Raw genomic sequence first — 22527 nt, forward strand, 5'->3', positions numbered from 1 at the left:
TTCGACCCACCCCGTTCCCGCCGAGGAGAAACAGTGACCACCCCGCCGCCCGCCCTGCTCATCGCCGGACACGGCACCCGGGACGAGGCCGGAGCCGAGGCGTTCCGCGACTTCGTACGGGAGCTGGGACGCCGCCACCCGGAGCTGCCCGTCGCGGGCGGATTCATCGAGCTGTCGCCTCCCCCGCTGGGCGAGGCCGTGACCGAGCTGGTGGAGCGGGGGGTGCGCCGGTTCGCCGCCGTCCCGCTGATGCTGGTGTCGGCCGGGCACGCCAAGGGGGACATCCCGGCCGCGCTGGCCCGCGAGAAGGAACGGCACCCGGGGATCTCGTACACCTACGGCCGTCCCCTGGGCCCGCACCCCGCGCTGCTGAACGTCCTGGAGCGGCGCCTCGACGAGGCGCTGGGCAGTCCGGCCGGGCGCACCCCGGACGACCGGTCCGACGTCACGGTGCTGCTGGTCGGGCGCGGGTCGACGGACCCGGACGCCAACGCCGAGGTGCACAAGGCGGCCCGGCTGCTGTGGGAGGGCCGCGGCTACGCGGGCGTGGAGACGGCGTTCGTGTCGCTGGCCGCGCCGGACGTGCCGAGCGGCCTGGACCGGTGCGTGCGCCTGGGCGCCCGCCGGATCGTCGTCCTGCCGTACTTCCTGTTCACCGGCATCCTGCCGGACCGGGTGCGCCGGCAGACCGAGGGCTGGGCGGCCGCGCACCCGGAGGTGGAGGTGCGCTCGGCGGACGTCATCGGGCCCGAGCCGGAGCTGCTCGACCTGGTGATGGAGCGGTACGAGGAGGCGCTCAAGGGCGATCTGCGGATGAACTGCGACTCGTGCGTGTACCGGATCGCGCTGCCCGGGTTCGAGGACAAGGTGGGCCTGGCGCAGCAGCCGCACTTCCACCCCGACGACGACGGCGACCACCACGGGCACCACGGCCACGGGCACCACCATCACGGCGGACACGCCCATGCGCACTGACGGGCACGATCTGCGGCACCACGGGGACGCCGAGGTGCGCGACGACGGCTCGGCGCTGGTCGACCTCGCGGTGAACGTCCGCTCGGACACGCCCCCGCACTGGCTGCGCGAGCGGATAGCCGCCTCGCTGACCGGTCTCGCGGCCTACCCGGACGGGCGGGCCGCGCGGGCTGCGGTGGCGGCGCGGCACGGGCTGCCGGTGGAGCGGGTGCTGCTGACGGCGGGCGCGGCGGAGGCGTTCGTGCTGCTGGCGCGGGCGCTGAAGGTGCGCCGGCCGGTCGTGGTGCACCCGCAGTTCACCGAGCCCGAGGCGGCGCTGCGGGACGCCGGGCACAGCGTGGACCGGGTGGTGCTGCGGGCCGGGGACGGTTTCCGGCTGGATCCGGCGGCGGTGCCGGAGGACGCCGACCTGGTGGTGATCGGCAACCCCACGAACCCCACCTCGGTGCTGCATCCGGCGGAGGCGCTCGCGCGGCTGGCCCGGACGGGCCGGACGCTGGTGGTCGACGAGGCGTTCATGGACGCGGTGCCCGGCGAGCGCGAGGCCCTCGCCGGGCGCACAGACGTGCCCGGTCTCGTGGTGCTGCGCAGCCTGACCAAGACCTGGGGGCTCGCCGGCCTGCGGATCGGGTACGTCCTGGCCGACCCGGAGACGATCGCCGCGCTGGAGCGCGCCCAGCCGCTGTGGCCGGTGTCCACTCCGGCGCTGGCCGCGGCCGAGGCGTGCGTCTCCCCCCGGGCGCTGGCGGAGGCGGCCCACGCCGCGCACCGGGTCGCCACGGACCGGGCCCATCTCGTCGCCGGACTGGAGGAGTTCGCCTCCGACGGCGTCCAGGTCACCGGACCGGCCGAGGGCCCCTTCGTGCTGATCCGGCTGCCGGGGGCGGCGGCGGTACGGCGGCATCTGCGCGACCTGGGGTTCGCGGTCCGGCGCGGGGACACCTTCCCCGGGCTCGACGAGGAGTGGCTGCGGCTCGCGGTCCGGGACCGGCCCACGGTCAACTCGTTCCTCCAGGCCCTGGACCGGGCGACGGCCCTGGCCCACCGCTGACCGGCCGCGGGGCGGCGCCTTCCCGGGTCGGGTGGAGCAGGGGTCCAGGGCCTGTCGTTTGGATCAGGTCGGCTGGGCCGACGTCGCGTCTCGGCCGACCCGAGCGGGGTGTGGTGCGTGCGGCTGCAAGGCGGAGGAGGGCGGCGACGCGGAGCGTCGACAACCGACGACAACGCGGCAGACGTGCGTGCCACACCCCGCGACGCGCGGCATGATCCAAACGACAGGCCCTAGGCGCGGCGGCGGGCCAGGGCCACCGCTCCTCCGCCCGCCGCGAGCAGCGCCACCGCCCCGCCCGCGAGGTACGGGGTGAGCGGGCTGCCGCCGGTGCTGGCGAGGTCCGCCCCGGCGGGCGCGCTCTGCGGCTTGATGTCGGTCCTGGGGGTCGTGCCCGCGTCGTCCGTCCGCTCGGTCGCGGGCGGGGTCGCGCAGCGCGCCTCGGCCAGGGTCAGGGTGCCGGTGACCTCGGCGACGTTCAGTTTCAGCGGGGCGACGGAGACGGTGAGCCGCAGGGCGGTCGCGGCGGCCGTGCGGGAGGTTGTCTCCCGCTGGGACCAGGTGAGCCGGACCTCGCCCACGCCGGGCACCCGCACGTCCGTGGGGCCGCCGGCGCGCACCGAGACCTTCTTGCCGAGGACCGTCACCGAGCCGGGGAGGCGGGAGCCGGCGACCGGGGTCTTGCCCGTCTCGCAGGTCGCCGTGGAGGTGACCGCGTCGACCTCGATCAGGGGGAGCAGGGGCAGACCGGGGACGTGCAGCCGGGCGCGGGCCAGCCGGGTGGAGGCCTCGGCCCCGGTGCCGTCGACGGCGGCCTTCGCCTCGGCGACGTCGGCGCGCAGGACGCTGAAGGTCCCGCCGCCGTCGACGCCGTCCAGCCGGGCGGTCAGCGCGGTCTTCCGCTCGGCGCTCCGCTCCTCGCCCTGCGGTGCGCGCACCTCGTTGAGGGAGACGGCGAGCGGCATCTCGACGGTTCTGTTGACCAGGGCCACGTCGAGGCCGGTGCGCAGCACGGCGGCGCTCGCGCTCCCCCGGGCATCGGTGGCGTGCGCCGGGCCCGCGCCGGCGAGGGCGGCGGGGCCGGCGGTCAGGGCGCCGGCCGCCGCGACGGCGGCGAGACGGCGTGCGGGCATGCGGAAGGACAGGGTGCTCATGGGTGGGACCCCCGGGAGGAGACATGCTGCGGGACCCCGCAAGAATTACGTACGAAGGGTGAACGGTCAGCGAGCTGACGGGAGTTCACTCCAACGTGAGAGTGCCGCACACGCCTTCGAGGATCAGCCCACGACCCGGCCGTCGAGCACCACCCGGCGGGGCGCCGCGAGGACCCGGACGTCGGCGCGCGGGTCGGTGTCGTAGACGACGAGGTCGGCCGGGGCGCCCTCGTCGAGGCCGGGGCGGCCGAGCCAGCGGCGCGCTTCCCAGGTGGTCGCGGCGAGCGCCGTCAGCGGTGGCAGGCCGACCCCGGTCACCAGTTCCGCCACCTCGGCGGCCACCAGCCCGTGCGGGAGGGTGCCCCCGGCGTCCGTGCCGACGAAGACCGGGATGCCCGCGTCGTGGGCGGAGCGCACGGTGTCGTAGCGGCGCTCGTGGAGCCGGCGCATATGGGCCGACCAGCGCGGGAACTTGGTCGCGCCGCCCTCGGCGAGCCGGGGGAAGGTCGCGATGTTGACGAGGGTCGGGACGATCGCGACGCCGTGTTCGACGAAGAGCGGGATCAGGTCCTCGGTGAGACCGGTCGCGTGCTCGATGCAGTCGATGCCCGACTCGACGAGGTCGCGCAGGGAGTTCTCGGCGAAGCAGTGCGCGGTGACCCGGGCGCCCAGCCGGTGGGCCTCGGCGATGGCCGCCTCGGCCGCCTCCCGGGGCCAGCTGGGGGCCAGGTCGCCCGCCTCGCGGTCGATCCAGTCGCCGACCAGCTTGACCCAGCCGTCGCCGCGCCGGGCCTCCCGGGCGACGTACGCGACGAGGTCCCCGGGCTCGATCTCATGGGCGTAGCCCCGGATGTAGCGGCGGGTGCGGGCGATGTGCCGGCCGGCCCTGATGATCTTCGGGAGGTCGGCGCGGTCGTCGACCCAGCGGGTGTCGGAGGGCGAGCCGGCGTCGCGGATCAGCAGGGTGCCGGCCTCCCGGTCGGTCAGCGCCTGCTTCTCGGCGACGTCGGGCCCGACCGGGCCCTCGGGGCCGAGGCCCACGTGGCAGTGGGCGTCGACCAGCCCGGGCAGGGCCCAGCCCTGGACGGTCCGTACGTCGCGGGCGCCGGCCGGACGGTCGTAGGAGATCCGGCCGGCGACGACCCACAGCTCGTCGCGGACGTCGTCGGGTCCGGCCAGGACCCTGCCCTTCACGTGCAGCACCGCGTGATCGCTCATGGGCGTCAGCCTAGGACGACGGGCAGTCCCTCCTCGATACGGGCCAGCAGCCGGCCTCCGTGCACCCGCGGGGCGTCGAAGCAGCGCAGGTCGTCGGAGTCGTCGTCGCCCTCGGCGCGGAGCACCTCGGGGACCAGGAGGGCGGCCGGGTCGACGTCCTGGGCGAGGTCGAGGTAGGCGGGCGCGAGGACCGGGCCGTGCAGGGTGCCGCCCATGAGGTCGGGGGCGAACTCGCTCGACAGCACGGTCACGGCGGCCTTCAGGTCGCCGTGGATCATCACCAGCTTCTCGGTCATGTTCCCGATGAAGGCGCCCTCCACCGTGACCGAGCCCAGCACCAGCAGCTTCACGTCCCCCTCGAGGTACACGTTCGCCGCCTTGAGGTCGCCGAGGACGATCAGCGCCGGGCAGCCGTCGTCCACGGTGAGGAGGTTGCCCTCGACGGTCAGATCGCCGTCGACGACGACGCCCGTGTCCTCCGTCCAGCCCTCGGTGTCCAGGTCGAGTGCGCCCCGGATCGTCAGCGGGCCGGGGCGCAGTTCGTAGGTCTCGTCGTAGAGGTTCTCGTACGACGACTCGGGCAGGCCCCGGCGCTCGAACACGGCGACGGTCGCGTCCCAGTCGAGGGAGGTGATCTCGGTCATGCGCCGCAGCCTGTCACAGAGCACCGACAATCGGCCCGGGTCAGGACGTGTCCTCCTCCACGTCCGCCATCGCCGGGTCGAGCAGCCGGGAGAGGAAGTGCCGGGTGCGCTCGTTGCGCGGGTTGCCGATGACCTGGGCGGGGGTGCCGTCCTCGACGACGACTCCGCCGTCCATGAACACGACCCGGTCGGCGACCTCGCGGGCGAAGGTCATCTCATGGGTGACCACCATCATGGTCATGCCCTCCCGGGCGAGCCGGCGCATGACCGCGAGGACGTCCCCGACCAGTTCCGGGTCGAGCGCCGAGGTCGGCTCGTCGAACAGCATGACCTCGGGGCCCATGGCGAGGGCACGGGCGATCGCGACGCGCTGCTGCTGGCCGCCGGAGAGGGAAGAAGGGTAGGCGTCCGCCTTCTCCGCGAGCCCGACGCGTGCGAGGTTCTCCGCGGCGGTCCGTGCGGCGCTCGCCTTGTCGCGCCGCAGCACCCGGCGCTGCGGCAGGGTGAGGTTCTCGGTCACGGTCAGATGCGGGAAGAGGTTGAACTGCTGGAAGACCATGCCGATACGGCGGCGTACGGCGTCGATGTCGACGTCCGGGTCGGTGACCTCGGTGCCGCCGACGAAGACCTGGCCCTTCGTCGGCTCCTCCAGCAGGTTCACACACCTGAGCAGGGTCGACTTGCCCGAGCCGGAGGGGCCGATGACACAGACGACCTCGCCCTGGCCGATCTCCAGGTCGATGCCGCGCAGCACCTCGTTGTCGCCGAAGGACTTGTGCAGCCCGCGGACTTCGATCTCGGGCCGGGTCATCGGACGGCCTCCTGGGCCTTGCCCTCCATACGGCGTACGACGAAGCCGAGGGGGATGGTCACCAGCAGGTAGCACAGGCCGGCGACCAGGATCGGGGTGGAGTTGGCGGTGGTGCTGGCGAGGTCGCGGCCGTACTTGGACAGTTCGCGCTCCTCCAGGGTGACGCCGAGGAACAGCACCAGCGAGGAGTCCTTGAAGAGCAGGACGAGTTCGTTGGTGAGGGGCGGGAGGATGATCCGGAAGGCCTGCGGGACGATGATCGAGACCATGGCGCGGGCGGGCGAGAAGCCCAGCGAACGGGCCGCCTCCATCTGCCCCTTGGGGACGGCCTGGATGCCGGCCCGGATGGTCTCCGCCATGTAGGCGGCGGCGACCAGGCCGAGGGCGAGGGCGACCTTGCCGTACGTCCCGCCGACGATCTCGGTGCCGGGGAAGGCCAGCGGGACGGCCACGCCGATGAAGATGAAGATCAGCAGGGCGGGCAGTCCGCGGAAGATCTCGATGTAGATCCCGGCCAGCCAGCGGTAGGGGCCGACGGAGGACAGCCGCATCAGCGCGATCAGCATGCCGAGCGCCAGTCCGACGGCGAAGCCGGACACCGTGTACAGCACGGTGTTCTTCAGGGCCAGCGTGATGACGTCCGGGAACATCTGCCGGGCGATGTCCCACTGGGCGAACTGGTTCTTCAGCCGGCCCCAGTCCGCCGAGACCGCGAAGGCGATCACGGCGGCGACGAAGACGACGTACTGCGCGCCCCGGGACAGTCTGCGCTTCTGGCGCCGGGTCAGGCCCTTCTTCCTCGGCTGGAGCGGTGTGTCCGCGGTGGTCATGACGCGGACGGCGACGCGGACGGTGACGCGGCCGAGGCGTCGTAGGGGCCGATCCACTGCTCGTAGAGCTTCTTGTACGTGCCGTCCGCCTTGGCGTCGGCGAGTGCCTTGTTGATGGCGGCGAGCAGCTTGGTGTTGCCCTTCTTCACCGTGAAGCCGTACTGCTCGCCGGTGTTGAGGTTGTCGACGACCGTGAAGGCGTCGGCGTTGGCCTTGTCCTTCAGCCAGCCCTGGACCACCGGGTAGTCGATGATGACGGCCTTGACCTGGCCGGTGCGCAGTCCGTTGAGGACGGCGTCGGAGGACTCGAAGGAGACCGGGTCGAAGCCCTGCTTCCTGGCGTAGTCCTCGCCGGTGGTCTGTGCCTGGGCGCCCAGCTTGACGTTCTTGGACTTCACGTCGGCGAGGGAGTTCACCCCGGCGTTCTTGTCGACCAGGACGGCCTGGGTGGCGTCGAAGTAGGGGTCGGAGAAGTCGACGTTCTTCTTGCGCTCCGCGGTGATGGTCATGCCGGCTGCGGCCAGGTCGCACTCGCCCGCGTTCAGGAAGGCGCCCGTCTTGAAGTTCTCGAACGGCGTGTCGAGGATCTGCTGCTTCACTCCGAGGTCCTTGGCGACCAGGTCGATCAGCGAGACGTCGAAGCCCTGGACCTTGCCGTCGATCTCCGACTGGAACGGCGGGTACGGGAGGTGGGTGCAGGTGGTGAGCTGTCCGGCCTTGACCAGCTCGACCCCGCCGGCGGCGGTCTTGGTGCCGCTGGAGCCGCTGTCGCTGGAGGTGCAGGCGGACACGAGCACCAGACCGGCCGTCGCGGTGAGGGCGGCCAGGACGCGGGGCAGGGTGCGGGCCCGGCGGCCGGGGACGGTGTTCACGGGGACCTCCTGTGAGGGAACTATGGGTTCCGATTATAAGGAGATGTTTGGGTGTCTCAAACCAAACCGATGGTTACAGGGCTGCCCGACCTAAGAAGTCACCGGTCGGGGTTCGGGGTGGGGTGGCGGTTACTCTCGTGACCTCTACCCCGTGAGTGAGAAGAGAGCACCCCTGTGACGCACCCGTTCCTGGACCTGGCCCCGCTGAGCGCCGCCCGTTTCGCGTCGATCGAGGACCGGGTGGCGCGGCTGCTGGGCACCGAGCAGGACGTCGTGATCATGCAGGGTGAGGCGCTGCTGCCGCTGGAGGGGGCGATCCGGGGGACCGCGGGGCCGGGCACCGTGGCCCTGAACGTGATCACCGGTCCGTACGGGCAGACCTTCGGCGACTGGCTGCGGGACTGCGGCGCCACGGTGATCGATCTGGCGGTGCCGTTCCACACGGCGGTGACGGCCGAGCAGATCCGAAAGGCGTTCGCCGAGCACCCGGAGATCGACTTCGTGTCGCTGGTGCACGCGGAGGCGGCGACCGGCAACACCAACCCGGTCGCGGAGATCGGCGAGGTGGTGAAGGAGCGGGGGGCGCTGTTCTACCTGGACGCCGTGGCCTCCGTGGGGGCCGAGCCGGTGCTGCCGGACGCGTGGGCCGTGGACCTGTGCGTGATCGGCGCGCAGAAGGCCATGGGGGGACCGGCGGGCGTGTCGGCGGTGTCGGTCAGCGAGCGGGCGTGGGCGCGGATGGCGGCGAACCCGCGCGCGCCGCGGCGGTCGTACCTCTCGCTGCTGGACTGGAAGGCGCGGTGGATCGACGGCGGTCGCGCGGCGCTGCCGCACGCGCCGGCACAGCTGGAGATGCTGGCGCTGGAGGCGTGCGTGGAGCGGATCGAGGCGCAGGGGCTGGAGACCGTGATGCGCCGCCACGCGGCCGCCGCGGCGGCGACGCGGGCGGGGGCGGTGGCGCTGGGCGGGGGCCTGGAGCCGTACGTCCACCGGACGACGGAGGCGGCACCGGTGGCCACGACTCTGCGGGTCCCCGCGGGGCTGGTGGCCTCGGAGCTGGTGGGGCGGGCGCTGGCGACGGATCCCGGGCTGCCGCTGGCGGCGGGCGGGGGCGCGCTGGCCAAGGAGATGATCCGGGTGAACCACTACGGGGCGGACGCGACGCCGGGTGCGGTACGGGGGAGCCTGGTGGGCCTGGGCCAGGCGCTGGCCGAGGCGGGGCTGGACGTGGACGTGACGGGGGCGCTGCGGGCGGCGGAGGAGGCCTGGGCGTAGCCGGGCCTCCCCTGCCAGGGGTCACCCGGTGCCGGGCGGGACGGGTGTGGCCTGGTGGTAGTACATCTGCCACGGTGCGGCCGCATCCCGCCTGCGCCACAGGGAACTCCGCCGGACCCGGTTCCCGTCCCGCTCGGTCTCGTAGGTGAGGTGCACCAGTCCGGGGGCCAGCAGGACACCGGTGAACCGCGAGGGCTCGTAGCGCGGGCCGACGCCCGGCGCCCCGTCCATCCCGGGGAGCGCGGCGAGCATCTCGTCGTACGTCCATCGCCGTCCCGAGGCGCCGACCTCGATGAACTCCGGGTCCAGGAGCTGCCGGGCGAGCGGACGCGAGGCGCGCACCTCGGGGTCCATCAGGCGCAGCTCGCCCGCGATCGCTTCGCGTACCTCGTCGGTCTCTCGGCTCATGGGTCATCTTCGCCCGGGTGACCGGCTGCGCCGCAACCGGGTTACCGCGGCGCCCGGCGCGCCATGCTCGGCGCACGACTGGAGGGCTGGTTGGACTTCCACCGGGCCACCCTGGACGCTGCTCGGGCTGGTGCAGCACCGCCGAGGTGGAGCGGAACTGGTTCCAGCGGGTGTTCGCCGGACTGGACGTGCCGGTGGTCTTCGAGGAGGAGACCGGGTACGCCCTGGACCCGGCGCGGGGGCTGGAGGAGGTGCTAGTCGGTCTGCGGTGGGTGCTCATTCATCTCGTCGAGGAGTACGCCCGGCACAACGGCCACGCGGACATTCTCCGGGAACATATCGACGGAGTTACCGGAGTCTGAATTCAGGGGAATTCCCGAGTTCTTCTGCCCGGATTTCCCCGCACTAAACCCAGGAGATTTCCCACCCCTCCTGCGTGCGTGACCCATTGCACAGGCGGCATGTTATGCGGCTTTTGCGCAACTGCAAAAGCCGCATAACACCACCCTGCCTCCCCTGCATCACGGAATCCCCACGGCCTCTCCATGCGTTGTTGAATTCATCTGGGTAAGTTCCTTCCGCATGACTGCCGCACCAGCAGACCTCTCCATCGACCGTCCGTCCGTGGCCGACGGCGCCGCACTCTGGCGTATTGCCAAGGAATCGGGAAGCCTGGATCTGAACTCGTCCTACAGCTATCTGCTGTGGTGCCGCGACTTCGCCGGCACCTCGGCGGTGGTGCGCGCGGAGGGCGGGGAGCCGGTCGGGTTCGTCACCGGGTACGTACGGCCGGCGGACCCCCGCACCCTGCTGGTCTGGCAGGTGGCCGTGGACGCCGCGCACCGGGGCCGCGGTCTCGCCGCCGCCCTGCTGGACGGGCTGACGGCGCGGCTCGTGGCGGAGCGCCCGATCACGGCCGTCGAGACCACCATCACCCCGGGCAACACCGCCTCCGAGCGGCTGTTCACCTCGTACGCCGCCCGGCACGGCGCCGAGGTCCGCCGCGAGGTGCTGTTCGGCGCCGGGCTGTTCCCGGACGGACCGCACGATCCCGAGGTGCTGTACCGCATCGGCCCCCTCGCCCGGCCCCGCTGACCCTCCCTCCGCCCGCCCCTTTCTCCCCTCCCCCCCCACCTCCCCTCCGTCTCCCCCTCCCCCACACCGAGGAGCGATTCGTCGTGACCATCACCCAGCCCGACCTCAGCGTGTTCGAGACCCTCGAGTCCGAGGTGCGCAGCTACTGCCGCGGCTGGCCCGTCGTCTTCGACCGTGCGCAGGGCAGCGCCCTGTACGACGAGGACGGCCACCGGTACCTGGACTTCTTCGCCGGCGCCGGATCCCTCAACTACGGCCACAACAACCCCGTACTGAAACGGGCGTTGATCGACTACCTGTCACGGGACGGGATCACCCACGCGCTCGACATGTCGACCGTCGCCAAACGGACGTTCCTGGAGACCTTCCGGGAGTCGGTGCTGCGGCCGCGCGACCTGCCGTACAAGGTGATGTTCCCGGGTCCGACCGGCACCAACGCGGTGGAGTCCGCGCTGAAGCTGGCGCGGAAGGTGAAGGGGCGCGAGGCCATCGTGTCGTTCACCAACGCCTTCCACGGCATGTCGCTCGGGTCGCTGGCCGTCACCGGGAACGCCTTCAAGCGGGCCGGGGCCGGGATCCCGCTGGTGCACGGCACGCCGATGCCCTTCGACAACTACTTCGACGGGACCGTCCCGGACTTCCTGTGGTTCGAGCGGCTCCTGGAGGACCAGGGATCCGGGCTCAACAAGCCGGCCGCGGTGATCGTGGAGACCGTGCAGGGCGAGGGCGGGATCAACGTGGCCCGGCCCGCGTGGCTGCGCGCCCTCAAGGAACTGTGCGAGCGGCAGGACATGCTGCTGATCGTCGACGACATCCAGATGGGGTGCGGGCGCACCGGCGCGTTCTTCTCCTTCGAGGAGGCCGGGATCACGCCGGACGTCGTCACCGTGTCGAAGTCCATCAGCGGGTACGGGCTGCCCATGTCGCTGTGCCTGTTCCGGCCGGAGCTGGACGTGTGGGAGCCGGGCGAGCACAACGGCACCTTCCGCGGCAACAACCCGGCGTTCGTCACCGCGACGGCCGCGCTGGAGGCGTACTGGGCCGACGGGTCCGTGATGGAGAAGCAGACGCGGGCGCGCGGCGAGCAGGTGGAGGAGGGGCTGATCTCGATCACCGAGGAGAACCTCGCCGATGTGAAGGAGTACCGGGGGCGCGGTCTCGTGTGGGGGCTGGAGTTCCACGAGAAGGAACGGGCCTCACGGGTCGCGCGGCGCGCCTTCGAGCTCGGGCTGCTGATCGAGACCTCCGGCCCGGAGAGCGAGGTCGTCAAGCTGCTGCCGGCCCTGACCATCACCCCGGAGGAGCTGGACGAGGGGCTCAGCGTCCTCGCCCGCGCCGTCCGCGAGACCGTCGGCCGGTAGTCGCCGGGCGGCCGACCACGAGACCACGAGGAGGGACACCATGATCGTCCGTTCGTTCAAGGACATCGAGAACACCGACCGGCATGTGCGGGCCGCGTCCGGCACCTGGGAGAGCAAGCGGATCGTGCTGGCCCGGGAGCGCGTCGGATTCTCCCTGCACGAAACGATTCTGTACGCCGGCACCGAGACATCGATGTGGTACGCCCACCACATCGAGGCGGTCGTCTGCGTCGAGGGCGAGGCCGAGCTGACCGACCACGAGACCGGGACGTCGTACACGATCACGCCCGGGACCATGTACCTCCTCGACGGGCACGAGCGGCACACGCTGCGCGTCAAGGAGGACTTCCGCTGCCTCTGCGTGTTCGACCCGCCGGTCACCGGCCGGGAGGACCACGACGAGAACGGCGTCTATCCCCTGCTGACGGAGGAGGGCTGACCATGACCACGATCACCGACCGCTACCCGAGCCGCGGCCCCGCCGAGCTCGTCGTCCCCCGGCAGGACCCCGTGGTCTGGTCGGCGCCGGGCGCGCCCGGGCCGATGGACACGGGTGAGCTGGCGTCGTTCGAGCGCGACGGTTTCCTCGCCGTCGAGCAGCTGATCGGCGACGACGAGGTCGCCGGATACCGGCGGGAGCTGGAGCGGCTGATCACCGACCCGGCGATCCGCGCCGACGAACGCGCGATCGTCGAGCCGCGGTCCAAGGAGATCCGCTCGGTCTTCGAGGTGCACCGGATCAGCGAGGTGTTCGCGCACCTGGTGCGGGACGAGCGGGTCGTCGGGCGGGCCCGGCAGATCCTCGGCTCGGACGTGTACGTCCACCAGTCCCGGATCAACGTCAAGCCGGGCTTCGGGGCCGGCGGCTTCTACTGGCACTCCGACTTCGAGACCTGGCACGCCGAGGACGGGCTGCCGGGCATGCGGACGGTGTCGGTGTCGATCGCGCTGACCGAGAACCTCGACACCAACGGCGGCCTGATGATCATGCCGGGCTCGCACCGGACGTTCCTCGGCTGCGCGGGCGCCACCCCGAAGGACAACTACAAGAAGTCGCTGCAGATGCAGGACGCGGGCACCCCGTCGGACGAGGCGCTGACCACGCTGGCGGGCGAGTACGGCATCCGGCTGTTCACCGGCCGGGCGGGCTCGGCGACCTGGTTCGACTGCAACGCCATGCACGGCTCGGGCGACAACATCACGCCGTTCCCCCGCAGCAATGTCTTCCTCGTGTTCAACAGCGTGGAGAACGCCGCGGTCGAGCCGTTCGCGGCGCCGGTGCGGCGGCCGGAGTTCATCGGCGCGCGGGACTTCACGCCGGTCCGCTGAGGGCTGGGGGGTGCCGTTCCGGGTTACAGCCAGGCCAGCGCCGCCGTCCGCTCCAGTACGTCCCGTACGGCGGCGGCGTCGCCCGTGGCCGTGTGCGGCACCGTGTCCGGGGCGCGCCGGCCGCCCGCCAGGAAGCAGAAGTCGACTGCTTCCAGGGCGAGTTCGGCGCGCACCGGAGCGGCCGGGGCACCGAGGGTCCACGCGCCGATGCCGGTGACCGTGAAGCGCACGGGCGGCGCGCCGGGACCGAGCGCCTGGCCGAGGACGCCCGCCGCCAGCCGGACCAGCCGCTCCAGATGCGGCGCGGGCGGCGGCGGGACGTACAGGCCGAGGGCGCGGCCGATGTCGTCGGTGTGGATCCAGGTCTCGAAGGCCCGGACGGCGAAGTGGTCGGCGACGGGCAGCCGCATCCCCATCAACTCCGCCGGGCGCGCGGCCTGTTCGGCGTCGTGGGCCTCGGGGGTGGCGAGCAGGGCGGCCGTCTGGGCCTGCCAGGCCCGGTGTGTCAGCGCGGCCGCGTGAGCGCGTTCGTGGCGGATGGTGTCGGCCGTGCGCCGGTTCCAGTACGCCTCCCAGCTCTCGTCCGCCACGACCGGGGACGGCGGCACCCTCGGCTCCACCCCGAGCTCCACCGCGAGCTGTTCGTCGGCGGCGAGCAGATGGGCGAGGGTGGCCTGGACGTTCCAGCCGTGCACGACCGGCACCGCCCAGCGGTCGGCGTCCTCGCCGCCGTACGCGTGCGGCAGCAGTGCGGTGAGGGCGGCCACGGCTCCGGCGTAGGGGGCCGCGTGTTCCGCCACCGGGGCGGCCGCCGGGCGGGGGTGCTCCCCCCGGAAACGGCGGCCGGACGGCTCCCGGCCGGTGCCGTCGCCCGGCGGCACGTCCAGCAGACGTACCGTCTCGCGCAGCCGGTCCGCCTCGGCCGCGCACTCGGCGCAGGCGTCCAGGTGCCCTGCCACCGTCTGCCGCTCGGCGGGCGTGACGGCGTCGAAGGCCGCCGCGGCCACCAGGTCGCGCAGCTCGTCGTGGGTGCCGTGGGTGCCGTGGGTGCTCACCGGTCGCCTCCTTCCGCCGTCCCCATCATGCGCCTCTCCCCAGGGACGGTTCGGGCGGGTCGGCCAGTGTCTCGGCCAGTCTGCGCAGGGCGGTGCGCAGCCGGGTCTTGGCGGTGCCCTCGGGGATGCCGAGTTCGGCGGCGGCCTCGCGGTAGGTGCGGCCCGCGAAGTAGGCGAGGTGCACCACCTCCCGCTGGGACGGCGGGAGTTCGGCGAGTGCGGAGTGCAGCAGCAGGGAGCGTTCGCGGTCCATGACCGTCTCGTCGGGGCCGGGCGCCGCGTCCGGGAGGGTGTCCAGGGCGCTGTCGTCTGCGGGGGCGGCCTTGCGGTGCCGTGCCTCGTGGCGCACCCAGTCCACGGCCCGCCGGTGCGCGAGCATCGACAGCCAGGTGCGCAGGCTGCCCCGGCGCGCGTCGAAGGCGTAGGGCCGGCACCACAGTTCGGTGAAGACCTCCTGGGCGATGTCCTCGACGGCGGCCGGGCTGCGGGTGACGCGCAGGGCGATCCGCCGCACCAGCCCGCCGTACACGGCGTACGTCTCGGCCAGCGCGGCCGCGTCCCCGTACACCAGCCGCCCGTGCAGTTCGGCGTCCGCGGCGGGGCGGGCGCGCGCACGGCCCGCCTCCGCCGCACCATCCGTGTCCGCGTCCGTCGGATCCACCGGCACCACCACCCCTGGTGCCCTTTCCTAGCGTCCCGGGCGCACGGGCGGCAAGAGGGGTCAGCCGGACAGGGCGTCCAGCAGACGGTCGACGTCGGCGGGTGTGTTGTAGAGGTGGAAGGAGGCGCGCAGATGGCCCGCCCGGTTGGACACTTCGATGCCCGCCTCGCTCAACTCGGGCTGGCGCGCGCCGAGTCCGGGCACGGAGACGATGGCGGAGCCGGGGGCGGGCACGGGCTCGTGGCCCAGGGAGGCGAGTCCGGCGCGGAAGCGGTCGGCGAGGGCGAGGTCGTGGGCGCGCACGGCGTCCGCGCCCAGCTCTTCCAGGAGTTCGAGGGAGCGGCGCAGTCCGGCGTAGCTGAAGAGGGCGTGGGTGAGGTCGAACCGCCGTGCCGAGCGCGCGAGTTCGGCGACGGGCCCGTAGCAGCTGTCCCAGGGCTGCTCGCCCGCGACCCAGCCGGCCAGCACCGGGGTCAGCCCGCCGAAGTCCTCGGGGACGACGAGGAAGGCCGCGCCGTGCGGGCCGAGCAGCCATTTGAAGCAGACGGTGGCGCTGTAGTCGTACGCGCCGGCGTCCAGGGCGAGCCAGCCGGCGGCCTGGGAGAAGTCGACGTAGGTGCGGGCCCCGTGCGTGCGGGCGGCCTCGCGCAGCGCGGGCAGGTCGGCGAGCCGTCCGTCGGCGGACTGGGCGGCGCTGACGGCGACGAGCGCGGTGCCCGGGCGGACGGACTCGGCGATCCGCTCCAGGGGTACGGCGCGGACCTTGAGGTCGCCGCGGACGTGGAACGGGTTGAGGACGGAGGTGAAGTCGCCCTCCGTGGTGAGCACCTCGGCGCCGGCGGGCAGCGAGGCGGCGATCACGCCGGTGTGGGCGGCGACGGAGGCTCCGGCCGCGACCCGTTCGACGGGGACGCCGACCAGCCGGGCGTAGGCGGCGCGGGCCGCCTCGACGTCGGCGTACAGCGAGGCCAGCGGCGCGCCATCGGCCTGCACCAGGGCGGCCTCGTGGAGGGCCGTCACGGTGCGGGCCGGCAGCAGGCCGTTGCTCGCGGTGTTGAGGAAGGTGTTCTTCGGGGCGAACTCGGAACGGACGAGGCTCTCGAAGGTCTCCATGGCACCACTGTGCGGCCGGGCGAACTCGACGTCCATTGCGCATTTCTGCGCGGAACTCCTAAGGAGCGCTTATACGTCCGCCCTGACCTGCGGTGCTCAGTGCTGGGGCACCGCGCACCCGTCCGGGCCGCAGGCCTCGGCACCGCCGTCGTCGATCAGCTTCAGCGGGGAGCGGTCGCCCCAGGCCTGGGTGAGCGCCTGGGCGAAGACCTCGGCGGGCTGGGCGCCGGAGACGCCGTAGGCGCGGTCGAGGACGAAGAAGGGGACGCCGTTGGCGCCGAGCTGGGCGGCCTCGCGCTCGTCGGCGCGGACGTCGTCGGCGTGGGCGGCCGGGTCGGCGAGGACGGCGCGGGTGGCGTCGGCGTCCAGACCGGCCTCGACGGCCAGTTCCACGAGCCGCTCGTCGCCCTCGGTGAAGAGGGACCGCTCCTCGGCGAAGTTCGCCCGGTAGAAGAGCTGGATCAGCTCGTCCTGGCGGCCCTGCTCCTTGGCGAAGTGCAGCAGGCGGTGCATGTCGAAGGTGTTGCCGTGGTCCCGCCCCCGGGTCCGGTACTCCAGCCCCTCGGCGGCGGCCTGGGTGCCCAGGTTCTCCTCGCCGGCCTGGGCCTGCTGCTCGCTCATGCCGTACTTCTTGGTGAGCATCGTGATCACGGGCTGGACGTCGCCCTTGGCGCGCCCCGGGTCGAGCTCGAAGGAGCGGTGCACGACCTCGACCTGCTCGCGGTGCGGGAAGGCGGCGAGGGCCTTCTCGAAGCGGGCCTTGCCGACGTAGCACCAGGGACAGGCGATGTCCGACCAGATCTCGACGCGCATCTTCTCGGCTCTCCAGCTCGTACGGGGGACGGAGACTCCCTCCGCCGAGTGCATGAACGTTCAAGCAGCGGGGTTCATTCCCCGGTGACCCAGCTGTTCACCGGGAAGCGCAGGTAGAGGTGGTGGTCGTCCTCGGCGGGCGGGTTCTCCGGGTCCGGGACCCAGCCCTGACGCGCGTAGAAGGCCTGGGCGCGGCGGTTGTCGACATGCACGTCGAGCACGGCGGTACGGCGCCCGTCCGCCCGCCACTGCTCCACACACGCGGTGTGCAGGGCCGTGCCGATGCCCGCCCGCCAGTGGCCGGGGTCGACATGGAACTGGAACAGCTTGACCGTGTCCGCGCCGGCGCCCTCCGGCACCCGGAAGGAGGCCAGCCCGACGATCAGCCCCCGCTCCACGACGCACAGCACCTGCCCGTCGGGCCGGGCGAGGGCGGTGCGCCAGGTGCCGAGCCAGTCGGTGCCGTCCTGGGGGACGCCGTCGGGATAGTAGGTGGCCCGGGCGCGCGCGTGCAGCGCGGTGACGGCCTCCGCCTCGGCGGGTACGGCGGTGCGGATGACGCGGCCCGGGGTGGGGGATTCTCCGATCATGCCCCGGAGGACGTGGCGGCGGCCGGACCGGTTCCGCCCGCCGCTCAGCTGCCGTCGCGCAGATCGTCCGGCCAGCGGTCCCGGAACTCGATGTGGTCGTACGTCACGACACAGCCCTCGCCCATCGGCGACTGGGTCATGAAGCCCACCAGGGCGGCACCGGTCTCCTTCTCGTCGCCCAGGGTGAAGAGCCGGACGAAGGTCCAGCGCTTGCCGTCGCGGGAGGCGTGGAAGGCGAAGGCCCGCCCGGTCCGGCTCACCCGGAGCCAGACCGAACTCCCCTCCACGGTGAAGGAGTTGGCGTCGTCGGAGTGCCCCCGGGTGACGACCGTGCAGACGGTCGCCACGTCCGGCGAGTACTCCAGGCAGAGCTTGGCCCAGGCGCGTTCGCCCACCTGGACGTACAACACCCCCGCGTCGAAGGCCCAGTTGAACCCCACGGTGACCCGGGCGATCAGCTGGAAGTCCCCCTCGGGCGCCCCGAGCAGCCGCGGCGCGTCCCCGGCGGGCTCCAGCGCCTCCCCGGTGGGCGTGACGAACCGGTCCTGCCGAGGCCCGGCCCAGGCACTGAGCACCCCGTCCTCATGGGCCCAGTGCCCATCGGGCCCGTACGTACGAAGGGCGAAGGGCAGTTCGGGAAGCGAGACGTCCATGATCTGATTATCCAGGTGAGTGGAGCCGCTCAGGGGCGCGGGGAACTGCGCGACAAGCCACGACGAACCCGCACCCGCACCCCACCCGCACCCCTGAGCGCACCCGCGGAGCGCTACCGCTCCAGACGCCCGTCGATCCGCCGCGGCAGCCCCAGCTCGTTCTCGTCCCGCAGCTCCGCCGGCAGCAGCGCGACCGGAGCGTTCTGGTAGACGACCGGCCGCAGCCACCGCTCGATCGCGGTCCCGCCCACGGAGGTCGACGTGGACGTCGTGGCCGGGTAGGGACCGCCGTGGTGCTGGGCGGCGGCCACGGCGACCCCGGTCGGCCACCCGTTCACCAGGACGCGCCCGGCCAGCGGCGTCAGCTCGGCGAGGATCTCCCCACCGCGCCCCTGCCCGGCGGCCTCCTCGTCGGACAGCTGCACGGTCGCCGTGAGGTTCCCCGGCAGCCGCGACAGCACCGCCCTGACCTCGGCGTCGTCCTCGTAGCGGGCCACCACGGTGACCGGCCCGAAGCACTCCTCCAGCAGCAGGTCGTGGTCCCCGGCGGCGGCCAGCCGGCCCGCCGGCACCGTGAGGAAGCCCGCGCTGACGGTGTGCTCGGAGCCCGCGCCGGGCGTCACCGGCGACTCGACCTCGGGCAGCTCCGCCCGCTCGGCCACCCCGGCGATGAAGTTGTCCCGCATCCGGTGGTCGAGCAGCACGCCCGCCTCGGTGGCGCTCACCGCGTCCGTGAGCGACTTGACGAGTCCGTCACCGGCCGCGCCGGCCGGCACGAGGACCAGTCCCGGCTTGACGCAGAACTGGCCGACGCCCAGGGTCATCGAGCCCGCGAGGCCCGTGCCGATGGCCTCCGCGCGCTCGGCGGCGGCGGCCTCCGTGACGACGACGGGGTTCAGCGAGCCCAGCTCGCCGTGGAAGGGGATCGGCACCGGCCGGGCCGCCGCCGCGTCGAACAGCGCGCGTCCGCCCCGGATGGACCCGGTGAAGCCGGCCGCGGCCACCAGCGGGTGCTTGATCAGCTCGACGCCGGCCTCGAAGCCGTGCACGAGACCGAGGACGCCCTCGGGGATGCCGTGCGCGGCGGCGGCCGTGCGCAGGACCTTGGCGACCAGCTCGGACAGCGCCGGGTGATCGGGGTGCGCCTTGACGACGACCGGGTTGCCCGCCGCCAGCGCGCTCGCGGTGTCACCGCCGGCGACGGAGAAGGCGAAGGGGAAGTTGGAGGCCGAGTAGACGGCGACGACGCCGAGCGGCACCTTGTAGCGGCGCAGGTCCGGGATCGGCGGGGTGGCGGTGTCGTCGGGGTGGTTGATGACCACGTCGAGGAAGGCGCCCTCGTCGACGATCCCGGCGAACGCGCGCAGCTGGTAGCAGGTACGCGCCAGCTCGCCGTTCAGCCGCACCGGGCCGAGCGCGGTCTCCGCGTCGGCGACCTCGACCAGCTGCTCCTTGGCCGCCTCCAGCTTGTCGGCGGCGGTGCGCAGGAAGGCGGCGCGGACGGCCCGGTCGGCGAGGGAGCCGCGCGTGGCGTGCGCGGCACGGACGACGGTGTCCACCTCCTGGGCCGTGGCCTCCACCGCAACCTGTTCACGCTGCTTCCCGGTTCGGGGGTCGACACTCCAGACTGGTGCTGCTGCCACCGCGGGTCCCTCCACGCTTGCTCCTGGCCACGTTTGGTACTGGCTGATTCACCAGGGATGTTCGATATACTGAACGGCGTTTCTCATGGTGAATATGCTGTCGGAGACTATTTCCCGTCGAACGAAGGGGTCAAGGGCGATGTCGGCTGGCGAGACGGGGGGCGGGGCCCAGGTCAAGTCCGCGGTGCGGACGGTTGAGCTGCTGGAATACTTCGCCGGCCGCCCCGGAATGCACTCCCTCGCGGCGGTCCAGGAGGCCGTCGGTTACCCCAAGTCCAGTCTCTACATGCTGCTGCGCACGCTCGTGGAGCTCGGCTGGGTGGAGACGGACGCGACGGGCACCCGGTACGGCATCGGGGTGCGGGCGCTGCTCGTGGGCACCTCCTACATCGACGGCGACGAGGTCGTGGCGGCCGCCCGGCCGACCCTGGACCGGCTCTCGGACGACACCACCGAGACCATCCACCTGGCCCGGCTCGACGGCACGAACGTGGTCTACCTCGCCACCCGCCAGTCCCAGCACTATCTGCGCCCCTTCACCCGCGTGGGCCGCCGGCTGCCCGCCCACTCCACCTCCCTGGGCAAGGCGCTGCTGAGCACGTACTCCGACGAGCAGGTCCGCAAACTGCTCCCGGAGACGCTCCCGGCGCTCACCGAGCACACCATCACGGACCGCGAGAAGCTCATCGAGGAACTGCACCAGGTGCGCGAGCAGGGCTTCGCCGTGGACCGCGAGGAGAACACGCTCGGTCTGCGCTGCTTCGGCGTGGCGATCCCCTACCGCACCCCGGCCCGCGACGCGATCAGCTGCTCGGTGCCGGTGGCCCGCCTCACCCCGGCGCACGAGCAGCTGGTGAAGGACGCCCTGTTCGACGCCCGCGACCGGCTCACGCTGGCCACCCGCAGACTCTGACCCCGCCGTCGCCGCCGCTCGGCGTAGGCTCGGACGATGGAGATCGCCCTGCGTCCCGTCCACGACAGTGATCTGCCGGTGTTCTACCGGCAGCTGAACGACCCCGAGGCCCTGCGGATGGCAGCGTTCACCCCGGAGGACCCCGCCGACCGGTCCGCCTTCGACGACCACTGGAAACGCGTCAGGTCCTCCACCGCGCTGGTCCGCACGGTCCTGACCGACGGGGACGTCGTCGGTCACGCGGCGGTGTACGGGGAGCCGGGCGAGCGCGAGGTGACGTACTGGGTGGACCGCGCCTACTGGGGCCGGGGCATCGCGACGGCGGCGCTGCGGGCGCTGCTGGCCGAGGCCCCCGAGCGTCCGCTGTACGCGCGGGCGGCGTCCGACAACGCCGGTTCGCTCAGGGTGCTGGAGAAGTGCGGCTTCCGGGTCACGGCGCACGCCTCGGGCTTCGCCCCCGCACGCGGCGAGGAGATCCCGGAGGTCGTCCTCAAGCTGGACGCATGAACGCACGCCTCATGAACGTACTCCTCATGAACGCACGCCTCATGAACGTACGATGAGAAAACGGGCCGAAGGGAACGTTCCCCTTCGGCCCGTTCGTCTTTCCGATCGCAATGAACAAGACGATCAGGCGTGCCTCGGTCTTCTCGCTGCTGCTGGTGTTCGCCCTGCTGATCCGGGCGACCTGGGTGCAGTTCTACGAGGCCCAGGCTCTCGCGGACGACACGCACAACCGGCGCAACGCGATCGCGACGTACTCGCAGCCGCTGGGGAACATCATCGTGGCCGGGAAGGCGGTCACCGGCTCGGCCCGGACGACGGGCGGCGACCTCAGGTACAAGCGCACGTATACGAACGGCGAGCTGTACGCGGCGGTGACGGGGTACGCCTCGCAGGCCTACGCCCCCACCCAGCTCGAGGGCATCTACGCCGACCTGCTCAACGGGACGGACACCCGGCTGAAGACCGTGATGGACACGGTCACCGACCAGCGGGCCGACCCCGGCGATGTGCTCACGACCATCGATCCGGCCGTGCAGAAGGCGGCGTACGACGCCCTCGGCGACAAGAAGGGCGCGGCCGTCGCGATCGACCCGAAGACCGGCAGGATCCTGGCGGTCGTGTCGACGCCGTCGTACGACCCGTCCTCGCTCACCGACGCCAACACCGCGGGTACGGCGTGGAAGAAGCTGACCTCCGACTCCGACAAGCCGCTGGTCAACCGTGCGCTGCGGCAGCCGCTGGCGCCGGGCTCGACGTTCAAGCTGGTCGTGGCGGCGGCCGCGCTGGAGGACGGCCTGTACACGTCGGTGGACGAGAAGACCGACAGCGAGGACCCCTACACCCTCCCCGGCACCCGGACGGTCCTCAAGAACGAGAACACCTCCGCCCCCTGCGAGAACGCCCCGATCAGGGTGGCGCTCCAGTACTCCTGCAACAACGTGTTCGCGCACATGGCCGTGCAGCTCGGGCAGGACAAACTCAGGGCGATGGCGGAGAAGTTCGGCTTCAACGACGACTCGCTGGACGTGCCGGTGCGGGCGTACGCGAGCGTGTACCCCTCCGACATGGACGCGTCGTCCACCGCCCTGACCGGTATCGGCCAGTTCGACGTGACGGCGACCCCGCTGCAGATGGCCATGGTGTCGGCCGCGATAGCCAACGGCGGTGAGCTGGTCTCGCCGCACATGGTCGCGCAGATCACCGACAGCGGCGGGGACGTGCTGAAGGACTACGACGACGAGGCGGCCTCGAAGCGGATCGTCAGCGAGTCCACGGCCGAGCAGCTCCAGTCCGCGATGCAGACGGTGGTCGAGAAGGGCACCGGCACGAACGCGCTCATCGACGGTGTCACCGTGGGCGGCAAGACGGGCACCGCGCAGAACGGCGAGAACAACAGCAAGGCCCCGTACGCCTGGTTCACGTCGTACGGCAAGACCGGCAGCAAGGAGGTGGCGGTCGCGGTGGTGGTCGAACAGTCGGACGCGGCCCGCTCGGAAGTGAGCGGCAACGGCCTGGCGGCCCCGGTGGCACGGGCCATGATGAAAGCAGCGCTCACATAA

24 protein-coding genes and 1 pseudogene are annotated in these 22527 nt (G+C 72.4%); 11 read left to right on the plus strand and 14 right to left on the minus strand.

Annotation, left to right across the window (positions count from 1 at the left end; genetic code table 11):
• Positions 1–33: 33 nt before the first annotated feature.
• Entirely contained in the window at positions 34–975 is a 942-nt protein-coding gene (locus ABZ490_RS24775) for a sirohydrochlorin chelatase (protein ID WP_358993707.1), read from the plus strand.
• A complete protein-coding gene (cobC, locus tag ABZ490_RS24780) occupies positions 965–2026 on the plus strand; it encodes an Rv2231c family pyridoxal phosphate-dependent protein CobC (RefSeq protein ID WP_358993710.1) in 1062 nt (353 codons plus the stop codon). The genes ABZ490_RS24775 and cobC overlap by 11 nt, the downstream gene beginning before the upstream one ends.
• A gap of 230 nt (positions 2027–2256) precedes the next feature.
• On the opposite strand, the gene ABZ490_RS24785 is transcribed toward cobC, so the two are convergent.
• From ABZ490_RS24785 to ABZ490_RS24810, 6 genes are all read right to left on the minus strand, one after another.
• Positions 2257–3177: an SCO1860 family LAETG-anchored protein gene (locus tag ABZ490_RS24785; protein ID WP_358993713.1), complete on the minus strand. Its 921-nt coding sequence runs from the start codon at positions 3175–3177 to the stop codon at positions 2257–2259.
• A 123-nt stretch (positions 3178–3300) separates the two neighbouring features.
• Positions 3301–4395 carry an amidohydrolase family protein gene (locus ABZ490_RS24790; RefSeq protein ID WP_358993716.1) on the minus strand — a complete coding sequence of 365 codons (1095 nt, stop codon included), beginning with the start codon at positions 4393–4395 and terminating at the stop codon, positions 3301–3303.
• 5 nt (positions 4396–4400) lie between these two features.
• Positions 4401–5039, minus strand: a complete 639-nt coding sequence (locus ABZ490_RS24795) for a hypothetical protein (protein ID WP_358993719.1) — start codon at positions 5037–5039, stop codon at positions 4401–4403.
• A gap of 40 nt (positions 5040–5079) precedes the next feature.
• Positions 5080–5850 (minus strand): amino acid ABC transporter ATP-binding protein, encoded by a 771-nt coding sequence (locus ABZ490_RS24800; protein ID WP_358993723.1) that lies wholly within the window; start codon positions 5848–5850, stop codon positions 5080–5082.
• Positions 5847–6680 (minus strand): amino acid ABC transporter permease, encoded by an 834-nt coding sequence (locus ABZ490_RS24805; protein ID WP_358993726.1) that lies wholly within the window; start codon positions 6678–6680, stop codon positions 5847–5849. The genes ABZ490_RS24800 and ABZ490_RS24805 overlap by 4 nt, the downstream gene beginning before the upstream one ends.
• Positions 6677–7552, minus strand: a complete 876-nt coding sequence (locus ABZ490_RS24810; protein WP_358993729.1) for a transporter substrate-binding domain-containing protein — start codon at positions 7550–7552, stop codon at positions 6677–6679. Before ABZ490_RS24810 ends, ABZ490_RS24805 begins: the two co-directional genes overlap by 4 nt.
• A 174-nt stretch (positions 7553–7726) precedes the next feature.
• Here ABZ490_RS24810 and ABZ490_RS24815 point away from each other — a divergent pair, with 174 nt between their 5' ends.
• Positions 7727–8827 (plus strand): aminotransferase class V-fold PLP-dependent enzyme, encoded by a 1101-nt coding sequence (locus tag ABZ490_RS24815; protein ID WP_358993732.1) that lies wholly within the window; start codon positions 7727–7729, stop codon positions 8825–8827.
• A gap of 21 nt (positions 8828–8848) precedes the next feature.
• Here ABZ490_RS24815 and ABZ490_RS24820 read toward each other — a convergent pair whose 3' ends face one another.
• Positions 8849–9235, minus strand: a complete 387-nt coding sequence (locus ABZ490_RS24820) for a nuclear transport factor 2 family protein (protein ID WP_358993735.1) — start codon at positions 9233–9235, stop codon at positions 8849–8851.
• A gap of 115 nt (positions 9236–9350) precedes the next feature.
• Between ABZ490_RS24820 and ABZ490_RS24825 the strand changes: the two are divergent.
• The 5 genes and pseudogenes from ABZ490_RS24825 to thpD all read left to right on the plus strand — a co-directional run.
• Positions 9351–9597: pseudogene (locus ABZ490_RS24825) on the plus strand (DUF664 domain-containing protein); the annotation flags it as partial.
• Positions 9598–9817: 220 nt separating this feature from the next.
• The gene (ectA, locus tag ABZ490_RS24830) at positions 9818–10330 is read left to right on the plus strand and encodes a diaminobutyrate acetyltransferase (protein WP_358993738.1); all 513 of its coding nucleotides are present in this window, start codon (positions 9818–9820) and stop codon (positions 10328–10330) included.
• A gap of 83 nt (positions 10331–10413) precedes the next feature.
• Entirely contained in the window at positions 10414–11691 is a 1278-nt protein-coding gene (gene ectB / locus ABZ490_RS24835; RefSeq protein WP_358993741.1) for a diaminobutyrate--2-oxoglutarate transaminase, read from the plus strand.
• Positions 11692–11731: 40 nt separating this feature from the next.
• Positions 11732–12130: an ectoine synthase gene (locus ABZ490_RS24840; RefSeq protein ID WP_358993744.1), complete on the plus strand. Its 399-nt coding sequence runs from the start codon at positions 11732–11734 to the stop codon at positions 12128–12130.
• Complete coding sequence (gene thpD, locus ABZ490_RS24845; protein ID WP_358993931.1) at positions 12127–13020, plus strand: ectoine hydroxylase; 894 nt, start codon at positions 12127–12129, stop codon at positions 13018–13020. The genes ABZ490_RS24840 and thpD overlap by 4 nt, the downstream gene beginning before the upstream one ends.
• Positions 13021–13043: 23 nt before the next feature.
• Here thpD and ABZ490_RS24850 read toward each other — a convergent pair whose 3' ends face one another.
• The 7 genes from ABZ490_RS24850 to ABZ490_RS24880 all read right to left on the minus strand — a co-directional run bounded on the left by ABZ490_RS24850 (position 13044) and on the right by ABZ490_RS24880 (position 19548).
• Positions 13044–14075 (minus strand): maleylpyruvate isomerase family mycothiol-dependent enzyme, encoded by a 1032-nt coding sequence (locus tag ABZ490_RS24850; RefSeq protein ID WP_358993747.1) that lies wholly within the window; start codon positions 14073–14075, stop codon positions 13044–13046.
• A 25-nt stretch (positions 14076–14100) separates the two neighbouring features.
• Positions 14101–14658: a sigma-70 family RNA polymerase sigma factor gene (locus ABZ490_RS24855; protein WP_358993933.1), complete on the minus strand. Its 558-nt coding sequence runs from the start codon at positions 14656–14658 to the stop codon at positions 14101–14103.
• A gap of 138 nt (positions 14659–14796) precedes the next feature.
• Positions 14797–15885, minus strand: a complete 1089-nt coding sequence (locus tag ABZ490_RS24860) for an aminotransferase class V-fold PLP-dependent enzyme (protein ID WP_358993750.1) — start codon at positions 15883–15885, stop codon at positions 14797–14799.
• A gap of 60 nt (positions 15886–15945) precedes the next feature.
• Positions 15946–16662 (minus strand): DsbA family oxidoreductase, encoded by a 717-nt coding sequence (locus tag ABZ490_RS24865; protein ID WP_358993753.1) that lies wholly within the window; start codon positions 16660–16662, stop codon positions 15946–15948.
• Between the two features lie 74 nt (positions 16663–16736).
• Positions 16737–17252, minus strand: coding sequence for a GNAT family N-acetyltransferase (locus ABZ490_RS24870; RefSeq protein WP_358993756.1), 516 nt, complete (start codon positions 17250–17252; stop codon positions 16737–16739).
• Between the two features lie 44 nt (positions 17253–17296).
• Complete coding sequence (locus tag ABZ490_RS24875) at positions 17297–17905, minus strand: DUF1349 domain-containing protein (RefSeq protein ID WP_358993759.1); 609 nt, start codon at positions 17903–17905, stop codon at positions 17297–17299.
• A gap of 113 nt (positions 17906–18018) precedes the next feature.
• Positions 18019–19548, minus strand: a complete 1530-nt coding sequence (locus ABZ490_RS24880; protein ID WP_358993762.1) for an aldehyde dehydrogenase (NADP(+)) — start codon at positions 19546–19548, stop codon at positions 18019–18021.
• Between the two features lie 139 nt (positions 19549–19687).
• Here ABZ490_RS24880 and ABZ490_RS24885 point away from each other — a divergent pair, with 139 nt between their 5' ends.
• From ABZ490_RS24885 to ABZ490_RS24895, 3 genes are all read left to right on the plus strand, one after another.
• Positions 19688–20461, plus strand: a complete 774-nt coding sequence (locus ABZ490_RS24885; RefSeq protein ID WP_358993765.1) for an IclR family transcriptional regulator — start codon at positions 19688–19690, stop codon at positions 20459–20461.
• 36 nt (positions 20462–20497) lie between these two features.
• Positions 20498–20968 (plus strand): GNAT family N-acetyltransferase, encoded by a 471-nt coding sequence (locus ABZ490_RS24890; protein ID WP_358993768.1) that lies wholly within the window; start codon positions 20498–20500, stop codon positions 20966–20968.
• Positions 20969–21078: 110 nt separating this feature from the next.
• The gene (locus tag ABZ490_RS24895) at positions 21079–22527 is read left to right on the plus strand and encodes a penicillin-binding transpeptidase domain-containing protein (protein ID WP_358993770.1); all 1449 of its coding nucleotides are present in this window, start codon (positions 21079–21081) and stop codon (positions 22525–22527) included.

The sequence above is a fragment of the Streptomyces sp. NPDC005811 genome (assembly GCF_040630405.1).
Classification (GTDB): domain Bacteria; phylum Actinomycetota; class Actinomycetes; order Streptomycetales; family Streptomycetaceae; genus Streptomyces.